At 68.2% G+C, this 10491-nt stretch carries 11 protein-coding genes; 6 read left to right on the top strand and 5 right to left on the bottom strand.

Features of this window, described 5'->3' with window-relative positions:
- Positions 1-46 precede the first annotated feature (46 nt).
- The 3 genes from mutT1 to cofC form a co-directional block, all read right to left on the bottom strand.
- Positions 47-973, bottom strand: coding sequence for an 8-oxo-(d)GTP phosphatase MutT1 (gene mutT1, locus ACRDU5_RS04940; RefSeq protein WP_526613271.1), 927 nt, complete (start codon positions 971-973; stop codon positions 47-49).
- A 21-nt stretch (positions 974-994) separates the two neighbouring features.
- The gene (locus ACRDU5_RS04935; protein WP_526613269.1) at positions 995-3145 is read right to left on the bottom strand and encodes an RNA degradosome polyphosphate kinase; all 2151 of its coding nucleotides are present in this window, start codon (positions 3143-3145) and stop codon (positions 995-997) included.
- Positions 3146-3210: 65 nt separating this feature from the next.
- Positions 3211-3864, bottom strand: coding sequence for a 2-phospho-L-lactate guanylyltransferase (cofC, locus tag ACRDU5_RS04930; RefSeq protein ID WP_526613268.1), 654 nt, complete (start codon positions 3862-3864; stop codon positions 3211-3213).
- A gap of 150 nt (positions 3865-4014) precedes the next feature.
- Here cofC and ACRDU5_RS04925 point away from each other — a divergent pair, with 150 nt between their 5' ends.
- The 3 genes from ACRDU5_RS04925 to ACRDU5_RS04915 all read left to right on the top strand — a co-directional run bounded on the left by ACRDU5_RS04925 (position 4015) and on the right by ACRDU5_RS04915 (position 7293).
- Entirely contained in the window at positions 4015-4995 is a 981-nt protein-coding gene (locus ACRDU5_RS04925) for an NAD(P)H-dependent glycerol-3-phosphate dehydrogenase (protein ID WP_526613272.1), read from the top strand.
- Positions 4996-5000: 5 nt separating this feature from the next.
- Entirely contained in the window at positions 5001-6104 is a 1104-nt protein-coding gene (locus tag ACRDU5_RS04920; protein WP_526613266.1) for a cystathionine gamma-lyase, read from the top strand.
- Between the two features lie 61 nt (positions 6105-6165).
- Positions 6166-7293 carry a D-alanine--D-alanine ligase family protein gene (locus tag ACRDU5_RS04915; RefSeq protein WP_526613264.1) on the top strand — a complete coding sequence of 376 codons (1128 nt, stop codon included), beginning with the start codon at positions 6166-6168 and terminating at the stop codon, positions 7291-7293.
- On the opposite strand, the gene ACRDU5_RS04910 is transcribed toward ACRDU5_RS04915, so the two are convergent.
- Positions 7290-7844 carry a DUF3515 family protein gene (locus tag ACRDU5_RS04910; protein WP_526613262.1) on the bottom strand — a complete coding sequence of 185 codons (555 nt, stop codon included), beginning with the start codon at positions 7842-7844 and terminating at the stop codon, positions 7290-7292. The two genes, ACRDU5_RS04915 and ACRDU5_RS04910, sit on opposite strands and share 4 nt — an antisense overlap.
- Before the next feature lie 45 nt (positions 7845-7889).
- Between ACRDU5_RS04910 and ACRDU5_RS04905 the strand changes: the two genes are divergently transcribed.
- Together ACRDU5_RS04905 and ACRDU5_RS04900 are read left to right on the top strand one after the other, a co-directional pair.
- Entirely contained in the window at positions 7890-8870 is a 981-nt protein-coding gene (locus tag ACRDU5_RS04905) for a thiamine-phosphate kinase (protein ID WP_526613261.1), read from the top strand.
- Positions 8871-8881: 11 nt separating this feature from the next.
- Entirely contained in the window at positions 8882-9562 is a 681-nt protein-coding gene (locus ACRDU5_RS04900) for a uracil-DNA glycosylase (protein WP_526613259.1), read from the top strand.
- A gap of 5 nt (positions 9563-9567) precedes the next feature.
- On the opposite strand, the gene rpmB is transcribed toward ACRDU5_RS04900, so the two are convergent.
- The gene (gene rpmB, locus ACRDU5_RS04895) at positions 9568-9762 is read right to left on the bottom strand and encodes a 50S ribosomal protein L28 (RefSeq protein WP_526613258.1); all 195 of its coding nucleotides are present in this window, start codon (positions 9760-9762) and stop codon (positions 9568-9570) included.
- Between the two features lie 227 nt (positions 9763-9989).
- Here rpmB and ACRDU5_RS04890 point away from each other — a divergent pair.
- Positions 9990-10491: DAK2 domain-containing protein (locus ACRDU5_RS04890; RefSeq protein WP_526613256.1), on the top strand; the 502-nt coding region annotated here is incomplete at its 3' end.

Genomic DNA, 10491 nt, shown 5'->3' with positions numbered 1-10491 from the left:
GGTGTGACCCGCGGCGTGCCGGCGTGACACGCGACCGTCGGCGCTTCTACTTCTTGGCGGCCAGCGGACTACCCATATGGTCCGCGGCCACCAAATGGCCCTGCCACAACGACATCACCCAGGTGCTGCCCTTGCGGTTGCGCGACTTGTCCGGACGCACACCTTCGCGCTCGCACCACCACGCGATCAGGTCGGGAATCACCTTTCCCTGCGTGCAGATCACCGGTGTGCCCCCTTCGGTGGCGATCTCGAGAACACGATGGCGGGCGGCCTTGCGGTCGTCCGTGTAGGCTTCCTCGGTCAACAGCGGCTCGTCGTGGATTGGAACGCCCAGTTCTTCGGCCAATGGTTCGAGGGTCTGGTGGCAGCGCAACCGGTCCGCGGCGTAGAGCTTGTTGGCGCCGAACGCCAGCAGTTGGCCGACCAGTGATTCGGCTTGGGCACGGCCCCGCGTGTCCAGCGGGCGCAACCGATCATCGCCCTGGTAGCGAGACTTGCTGCCTGCGGTGCCGTGCCGGACGATCAATGCGGTCTGGGTGTCGACCGGTAGTTTCGCGAACCGGCGCAACACCTTTCGATCGTGTCGATAGCCCAACCGCTTCATCGCCGCCGGCACCGGCAGCCACAACAACTGGTCGACCTCGGGATTCGGAATGAATTCGCCGTCGACCTTGTGGGCTGCCCAGTACCGGACTTTCTTGATGCCCTGTTCGACCGGATAGCTCACCGAGGTCAGCCGCCGACCCAAATGGGAGCAGTAGCCCGTTTCCTCGTGCACCTCCCGCACGGCGGCGATGGGTTCGGTCTCGCCGGGGTCGACCTTGCCCTTGGGCAGTGACCAGTCGTCGTAGCGCGGGCGGTGGATCACCGCCACTTCTGGGTCAGCGCCATTTGAGCGCCACAACACCGCACCGGCGGCCTGCACGGCCGTGTTCGCCGTGACCTCATCGGTCGCCGGGGTCTCCTTCGGCACCTCAACTCCTGCAGGTGGATATCAAGGATGCCGGTGACGTTCCATCAACGACACCTGATGGTCGCGCACGGTCTGGCCCTCCTGTGGCGATGCTGTCCAACTTGCATCGGCGCCCAGCTCCCAGCAGCGGGTCGCGGGGTGCATCGCGGACTCGAACACTTCGTCTAGTTGAGCCTTCAACCTCGGATCCTTCACTTCAGCCATCACTTCGACGCGTCGATCGAGATTACGGTGCATCATGTCGGCGCTGCCGATCCAGAACTCGTCGATGGCACGGAAGTGAATGATTCGGGAGTGCTCGAGGAAGCGGCCCAGAATGGAGCGCACCACGATGTTGTCGGAGTATCCCGGCGCGACGGGCCGCAGCGCGCAAATGCCCCGCACCACCACCTCGACCCGCACGCCGGCCTGCGATGCCCGATACAGCGCGTCGATCACCTGCTCGTCCACCAACGCGTTTGCCTTCAGCCGGATTCGGCCCTCGGCGCCCGCGCGGGTGGCCGCGGCTTCGTGCTCGATGCGCTCGATGATGCCCTTGCGCACGCCGTGCGGGGCGACCAGCAGGTTGCGGTATGAGTCCTTCCGCGAGTAACCCGTCAGGGAATTGAACAGGTCGGTGAGGTCGGCGCCGATGTCGGGTGCCGCGGTCAACAGCCCGACATCCTCGTACAACCGTGCGGTCTTGCTGTTGTAGTTGCCGGTGCCGATGTGGCAGTAGCGCCGGATCATCGACCCTTCCCGGCGTACCACCAGTGCCGTCTTGCAGTGCGTCTTCAGCCCGATCAACCCATAGACCACGTGTACGCCGGCCTTCTCCAGCTCCCTGGCCCACTTGATGTTGGCCTGCTCGTCGAACCGCGCCTTGATCTCCACCAGCGCGACAACCTGCTTGCCGGCCTCGGCGGCGTCGATCAACGCGTTGACGATCGGCGAATCGCCGGAAGTGCGATACAGCGTCTGCTTGATCGCCAGTACGTTGGGATCCGCGGCGGCTTGTTCGATGAACCGTTGCACCGTGGTGGAAAACGAATCGTACGGGTGGTGTACGAGTACATCCCCGTCGCGCAGCGTCGCGAAGATGCTCTTTGGTGTCTCGCGCTCGCCGAACGCCGGTGGTGTGGCGGGCACGAACGGCGGGTCCTTCAAGTCCGGGCGGTCGACACCGTAGATCTGCCACAGCGACGAAAGATCCAGCAACCCAGGCACCTGGATGACGTCACCGGTGTCGACTTCGAGTTCGCGCAGCAGCAGCTCCAGCATGCTCTCGGTCATGTCGTCGGCGACCTCGAGCCGCACCGGGGAGCCGAACCGCCGCCGCGCCAGCTCGCGTTCGAGCGATTGCAGCAGGTCTTCGTCGCGGTCCTCGTCGACCTCAAAATCCGCGTTGCGGGTGATGCGGAACGCGTGGTGCTCGACAATCTCCAAGCCGGGGAACAGCACCGGCAGAAACGCCGCGATCAGTTCCTCCATCGGCAGGAAACGCAACTCGCGGTCGCGGCTGTCCAATTCAACGAAGCGGTCGACGTTGTCGGGCACCTTGATTCGGGCGAAGTGCTGGCCGCCGTCGTCGGGCTGCCTCACGGTGACGGCCAGGTTCAGGCTCAGCCCGCTGACAAACGGGAACGGATGAGCGGGGTCGACCGCCAGCGGCGTCAACACCGGGAACACCTGCTCGTGGAAGTAGGCCGACAGTTGGCTGCGCTCGGCCTCGTCGAGCTCGGCCCACGTGACGATCACCATCCCCTCGTCGGCCAGCGCCGGACGCACCGAATCCAGGAACACTTGGGCGTGCCGGCTGGCGATCTGCTGGGTGCGCTCGCTGATCCGACGCAGCTGCTCGCGGGGTGACAGGCCGTCGGCAGAACGTACCGACAACCCCATTTCGTCGCGACGCTTCAGGCCGGCCACCCGCACCATGTAGAACTCGTCGAGATTGGACGCGAAGATCGCCAGGAACTTCGCCCTCTCCAGCAGTGGAAGTGACGTATCGGCGGCCAGCGCCAGCACCCGGGCGTTGAAATCCAACCAGCTCAGCTCGCGGTTGAGATACCGGTCATCGGGCAGCGCATCTTCCACCCTGGGCGCCGTCGCCGCAGGTGGTGCCTCCGGCGCCGAGTCACCCGACACCAGCACGGTGTCGTCGGGTCGAACTTCGGCTTCGGCTTCGGTCATCCCACCGATCATCCCTCATCGACCAGCAGAACTGCCACCGAGACCAAATATCCGTCGACTGCTGTTCATCTTTGCCGGCCGATGGCCTGCGTCGTCGCCGCACCGACACCGAGCCTCCGGGCCACCAGCAGGTCGTCGGGTGTGTCGATATCGCAGCGCAAGCCCGGCCACGCCCCGGTCAGTTCGATGGCCCCCGAATGCTGATGCCGCCGAGCCGAATCGGGGCCGAACTGAGGTTCCAACCCAACGCCGAACGCAAACAGCGCCGCGGTGCCCGTGCCGTGTCGATCGCCGACGAAGCTACGCGGGTAACCGCGCGCGGCGGTGATCGCCTCGGCAAGTTCCTGCGGTTGCAGCGCTGGTAAATCTCCCTGCAGCGCAACGATATTCGGCGTCGTCTCGCGGACAACCTCTTCGGCTTCGACGATCGCGTTGTTGAGCGGATTGCGGTGGCCGTCCGGAGTCGGGTCGGCCAGCACCTGCGCGCCCAGCTCCCGTGCGGCATCGGCGGCGATCTGGTCGGGTGTCACGACGGTAACCATCTGCAGCGCGGCCACCGACAACGCGGCGTTGATGGTATCCACCAACATGGCCAGCACCACGCCTTCGCGGGTAGCCGCCGAGAAGACCGGCGCCAGCCGGGTCTTGGCGGCGGTGAGCCGCTTGACGGCGATGACCAGTCCGACATCCGGGGGCCCGCCGGGCTGCGTGCCGCTCATGAGCTCTCATCCTGCCAGCCGCGTCCGCCGTCACAGTCGCGATATCACCGCGACGCGCCACGCTCGATTGGATGGCGGGCCTCCTCAACGCGGCTCGCGCCGCTTGATCGTCGCCCCGCTAGGGTTGAAGCCGTGGTCGAGGCGGCGGTAATGGGGGCCGGTGCGTGGGGGACGGCACTGGCCAAGGTCTTGGCGGATGCGGGCAACGACGTGACGTTGTGGACCCGCCGTCCCGAGCTGTCCGATGAGATCAACGACACCCGTCGCAACACCGCGTACCTCGGCGAGGTCGAACTACCGAAATCGATCCGCGCGACCAGCGATGCCGCCGCGGCGCTGGCCGGGGCGTGCACGGTGCTGCTTGCGGTGCCATCGCAGACTCTGCGGGACAACCTAACCTGCTGGACCGACTTGATCGGCGACGACGCCACGCTGGTCAGCGTGGCCAAGGGCATCGAGCTGGGCACGCTGATGCGGATGAGTCAGGTGGTGATCCAGCTGACCGGCGCCGACGCGTCGCGGGTAGCGGTCGTCTCCGGCCCGAACCTGGCCAGCGAAATCGCCGACGAACAGCCCGCGGCCACCGTTGTCGCCTGCAGCGACTCCGGCCGCGCGGTGTCCCTGCAGCGGGCCCTGTCCACCGGATACTTCCGGCCCTATACCAACGCCGATGTGATCGGCACCGAAGTCGGCGGTGCATGTAAGAACGTGATCGCACTGGCATGCGGGATGGCGGCCGGCGTCGGGCTGGGTGAGAACACTGCGGCGGCGATCATCACCCGCGGCCTGGCCGAGATCATGCGCCTGGGAATCGCGTTGGGTGCCACGCCCGCCACGTTGGCGGGCCTCGCCGGCCTGGGCGATCTCGTCGCGACGTGCACGTCGTCGCAGTCGCGCAACCGCTCGTTCGGTGAGCGGCTGGGCAGAGGTGAGACGTTGGAATCGGCGATGCTGGCGGCGGGTGGGCACATCGCCGAAGGCGTCAGCTCGTGCGAATCGGTATTGGCACTGGCGTCGAGCTACGACGTCGAAATGCCACTCACCGAAGCGGTGCACCGAGTGTGCCACAAGGGACTGTCGGTCTACGAGGCAGTCGCTCTGCTGCTGGGTCGTAGCACCAAGCCGGAATAGATTCCATGGACGGCCAGTACGGCGATTCTACCCGCAGCGTGAAAGCCGTTGCTTCGCAGGCGATCCCGGGTCATCCGGTGGCACCGCAGCCTGTGCCGGCGTCTACCTACTATCTGTCGTCCGACGAATCGGAGGGACTCGACAGCTATGGCCGCAGTTCTAATCCGACGTGGCGTCAGCTGGAATCGGCGCTTGCGGAGCTGGAAGGGGCTACGGACGCGTTGACGTTCGGTTCGGGAATGGCCGCGATCACGTCGGTGATGCGGGTCCTCACCAAACCGGGCTCGAAGCTGGTGATACCTGCGGATGGCTATTATCAAGTGCGCCGTTATGCCGTGGAATACCTTGCACTCCAAGACGTTACGGTAGTCGATGCGACGACAGCCAACATATATGACGTCGCGGCGGATGCCGATGTCGTGCTCGCCGAGTCGCCGGTCAACCCGGGTCTCGATGTCGTCGATCTACACCGGCTTGCCCTGATCTGCCGTGGTCGCGGCGCAACCTTGGTTGTCGACAACACCACGGCGACCCCGCTCGGCCAGCAACCGCTGTCGATGGGCGCCGACCTGGTCGTGGCCAGCGCCACAAAGGCACTTTCCGGCCACAGCGATCTCGTCGCGGGATACGTCGCCGGTAGTCACCCCGACCTGATGGCGGCGGTGGAGCGAGACCGCCTGCTGGCCGGGCCCATCCTGGGCGCGTTCGAGGCGTGGCTGGTGCTGCGCAGCCTCGGCAGCGCGGGCCTGCGGTTCGAACGCCAATGCCACAACGCCCAGGCGCTGGCCGTGATGCTGCGTGGCCACCCCGCCGTGCGCGCGGTGCGCTATCCCGGCCTGCCCGACGATCCGTCGCATCCCGTCGCCTGCGCGCAGATGAAGCGGTTCGGTGGCTTGGTCGCTGTCGAGCTGGCCGACGCGGCGGCGGTGCATGCCCTGGTGGAGCGCAGCGAGCTGTTGATCGCCTCCACCAGTTTCGGCGGCATCCACACATCGGTGGACCGCCGTGCGCGCTGGGGCGATGCAGTCGGCGCCGGATTCGCCCGCATCTCGGCCGGCATCGAAGACGCCGACGATCTGATCGCCGATATCGAGCGTGCGCTGGGGTGAAAGGCCACGTCGTCCCGCTGCAACGGGCGGCTTTCGGCGAGGGCGGTAGCCTCTCTAGGTTGTGACTGCCCGCCACCAGCCCGGCACCGCCGGGCGCGTCCGTGTTGCTGTCGTTTACGGCGGACGCAGTTCCGAGCACGCGATCTCATGCGTCTCCGCAGGTAGCATCCTGCGCCACCTCGACCCCGGGCGTTTCGAAGTGGTCGCGGTCGGTATCACGCCGGCCGGATCGTGGGTGCTCACCAATGCCCGGCCCGACACTCTGGCGATCACCGACGGCCGCCTGCCCGAGGTGAGCGGCACGTCGGGCACCGCGCTGGCCCTGCCGGCCGACCCAAGTCGCCGTGGCCAATTGCTGTCCCTCGGCCAGGGGGCCGGTGAGCTCCTGCAGGCTGTCGACGTGGTGTTCCCGGTGCTGCACGGCCCGTACGGGGAAGACGGCACCATCCAGGGTCTGCTCGAGCTGGCCGGCGTGCCGTATGTCGGCGCGGGTGTGCTGGCCAGCGCCGCCGGCATGGACAAGGAGTTCACCAAGAAGCTGCTCGCCGCCGAAGGTCTGCCGATCGGCGCTCAGGCCGTGCTGCGGCCACGGCAGGACACTTTGGACCTCGACGAGCGCGAGCGGGTCGGGCTTCCGGTATTCGTCAAGCCCGCGCGCGGCGGGTCGTCGATCGGGGTGAGCCGGGTGGCGAGCTGGGATCAGCTGCCCGAGGCGATCGCGCAGGCTCGCCGTCACGACCCGAAGGTGATCGTCGAGGCGGCGGTACCCGGGCGCGAATTGGAGTGCGGGGTATTGGAGTTCCCCGACGGACGGGTCGAAGCCAGCACCGTCGGCGAGATCCGGGTGGCCGGTGTGCGGGGTCGCGAGGACGCGTTCTACGACTTCGCCACCAAATACCTCGAGGACGCCGCCGAGCTCGACGTCCCCGCCAAGATCGACGACGACGTCAGCGACGAGGTGCGCCGGCTTGCCATCCGGGCGTTCCACGCGATCGACTGCCAGGGCCTGGCCCGCGTCGACTTCTTCCTCACCGAAGACGGGCCGGTCGTCAACGAGATCAACACGATGCCCGGGTTCACCACGATCTCGATGTACCCGAGGATGTGGGCGGCCAGCGGGGTGGACTATCCGACCTTGTTGGCGACGATGGTCGATACCGCGCTGGCGCGGGGCACCGGACTGCGCTAGCGCGCGGGCGCCGGGTCGATCGGTTTCGCCGGCATGGTCGCCGCGATGACCTCCGAAATCTGCTGAATCGGCGTCGGGCCCGACCCCTGCGGCAGCGTCAGGGCTATATATACCGGGCGATCCACCGCGAACCAGGTGCTGCGGTCCGAGCCGGTGTCGTCGGCGACCTCGAACCAACCCACCGCGTCGACGACCTGAATGGGTGCGCCGACGACGAACTCGGCGGGCCGGTCGAGCCCGCAGCGCAGGATGACCGGTTCGGAGTCGTCCGCGGCCCGCCAGGCCGCGGCGCCCGCCGGGGTGGGATCGGCCGTCGCGGCCCGTCGATAGTCGCCCAAGTCCTCGGGGAGCGCGCTGCGCACCGCCTCGCACTCGGGGCTGCCTGCCTGCGGTGCGGGCACCGACGCGATGACCACGGGTTGCTGCGGCGGCGATTGCCGGGTGGCCGCGATGACCAGCACCGCGGCGACGGCCACACCGGCCACCGCGATCGCCGCGATCAACAACGCCCGCGGCGGCCCGTCCCGGCTGCCGTCAGTCGAGGGTGCCACACCGGCAACTCTATGGGCTGCATAGACTCCGCCGCAGGAGGTGCCATGGCGAACGAGGAGCCCCCAGAAAGCTCGGAAAGCCTGGCCGGGCTGGGGGAGTTCGCCGTCATCGACCGGCTCGTGCGCGGGCGCGACCAGCCGGCCGCCGTCGAGCTCGGCCCCGGCGATGACGCCGCGATCGTCGTCGCCGGCGACGGCAGGACGGTGGTGTCCACCGACATGCTCGTCGAGGGTCGGCACTTCCGGCTGGACTGGTCGTCACCACATGACGTGGGCCGCAAGGCCATCGCGCAGAACGCCGCCGACGTCGAGGCGATGGGTGCCCGCGCCACGGCATTCGTGGTCGCGTTCGGCGCACCCGGTGACACCCCGGCTGCGCGGGCACAGGAACTTGCCGACGGCATGTGGGAGGAGGCCCGCCGGACAGCGGCCGGGATCGTCGGTGGTGACTTGGTCAGCGCGCCGCAATGGGTGATCTCGGTGACCGCGCTCGGCGATCTCGGCGGAGCGCCGCCGGTGCGCCGCGGTGGTGCCCGAGCGGGTGACACCCTGGCCGCGGTGGGCGAGCTGGGCCGGTCAGCGGCCGGATATACCCTCCACCGCCACGGCATCGACGGATTCGACGTGCTGCGCCGCCGGCACCTGACACCCGAGGTTCCCTACGGTCAGGGCCGCGCCGCCGCCGAGGCGGGTGCGACCGCGATGACGGACGTGTCCGACGGACTGCTGGCCGATCTGGGGCACATCGCCGAGGCGTCCGGTGTCGGGATCGACGTATCCACCGCCGCACTGGCCGCCGACCGCGACGCCCTGGCCGACGCCGCCAGCGCGGCGGGCGTCGACGGGTGGGACTGGGTGCTCGGCGGCGGGGAGGACCACGCCCTGGTCGCAGCGTTCCGCGGAGCGCCGCCGGACGGCTGGCGGGTCATCGGCCGGGTGATCGACGGACCGGCGAGGGTGCTGGTGGATGACGCCGCGTGGCACGGAAATCCGGGCTGGCAGTCATTCCGTGACGAAAGCCGCTAGGTTGTCATCTCGTGACGGCACGGCCGCTGCATGAACTGGTCGAGGAGGGCTGGGCGCGCGCACTGCAGCCTGTCGGCGGTCAGGTCGCGCAGATGGGGGAGTTCCTGCGAACCGAGCTCGCGGCCGGTCGTCGGTACCTGCCCGCCGGTCCGAACATCTTGCGTGCCTTCACTTTTCCATTCGAACAGGTGCGGGTGCTCATCGTCGGCCAGGACCCCTATCCCACCCCGGGTCATGCGGTCGGGCTGAGCTTCTCGGTGGGCGCCGACGTGTCGCCGCTGCCGCGCAGCCTGGCCAACATTTTCGCCGAGTACACCACCGACCTCGGGTATCCCGAACCGTCCAGCGGCGATCTCACGCCATGGGCGGAGCGCGGGGTGCTGTTGCTCAACAGGGTGCTGACCGTGCGGCCAGGGACTCCCGCGTCGCATCGGGGCAAGGGCTGGGAAGCGGTCACCGAGTCCGCGATCCGGGCGTTGGTGGCGCGGTCGCAGCCGATGGTGGCGGTGCTGTGGGGCCGCGACGCGTCGACGCTGCGGCCGATGCTGCAGGGTGACTGCATCGCGATCGAGTCGCCGCATCCCTCGCCGCTGTCGGCGTCGCGGGGATTCTTCGGATCGCGGCCGTTCAGCCGCGCCAATGACCTACTGGTCCAGATGGGCGCCGACCCGGTCGACTGGCGGCTGCCCTAAATGTTCTAGCCGCGGGCGACCTTGCCGGCCTTGATGCAGGACGTGCAGGCGTTGATGCGCTTTTTGTTGCCGCCGGGATGGGTCACGGCGCGCACGGTCTGAATGTTGGGATCCCACCGACGGCTGGTCCGGCGATGGGAATGCGACACCGACTTGCCGAAGCCGGGGCCCTTCCCGCAGATATCGCACACGGCAGCCATATCGAGAACTCCTCGGATCAGTACAGGGGGTCTGGGTTGATGTCGCCGGATACCGGCGACGGGTCGACCCGACAACCTGACCAGGATACCGGGCCGCAAAGCGAACGCCAAAACGATGTTCACCGGCTGCGGACCAGGCTGGTCGTTGTGACCGGCGGTGTCGTCGGCAATGGATAGGCTGGCGCCCACCGGGAGGTCCGTCACTGGAGGTGGGAGGTGGGTGACAGATGGGAGAGTCGTGTCGACGGCTCGATGCGTCAGCGCTGCGCGACTGGGCCCACACCTCGGTCGGTGACCTGATCGCCCACACCGACGAGATCAACCTGCTCAATGTCTTCCCGGTGGCCGACGCCGACACCGGAACGAACATGCTCTTCACCATGCGCTCGGCGTGGGCGCAGGCAGACTCGGCGGCCGGCGGTGCTGACGTCGCGCAGGTGGCCGCCGCGCTGGCCGACGGCGCGCTGCACGGCGCCCGGGGCAACTCCGGGGTGATCCTGTCGCAGATTCTGCGTGGCCTGGCCGACGTCACCGCCGCGGCCGCCGCCGACCGCGGTGGCGAGCTGAGCGACATCGACGGCGTCGTCCTGGGCGCCTCGCTGCGCCATGCGGTCGGTCGGGTCGTCGCGTCGATGGGCGAATCCGTGCCGGGCACCATCGTGTCGGTGTTGCAGGCCGCCGCAAGCGACGCCGAACACGCCGGCGCGGGCGGCGCCGACCTCGCCGGTG

The sequence above is a fragment of the Mycobacterium sp. genome (assembly GCF_050701515.1).
Classification (GTDB): Bacteria; Actinomycetota; Actinomycetes; order Mycobacteriales; family Mycobacteriaceae; genus Mycobacterium.
This window is presented reverse-complemented; position numbering and strand designations above follow the sequence as displayed.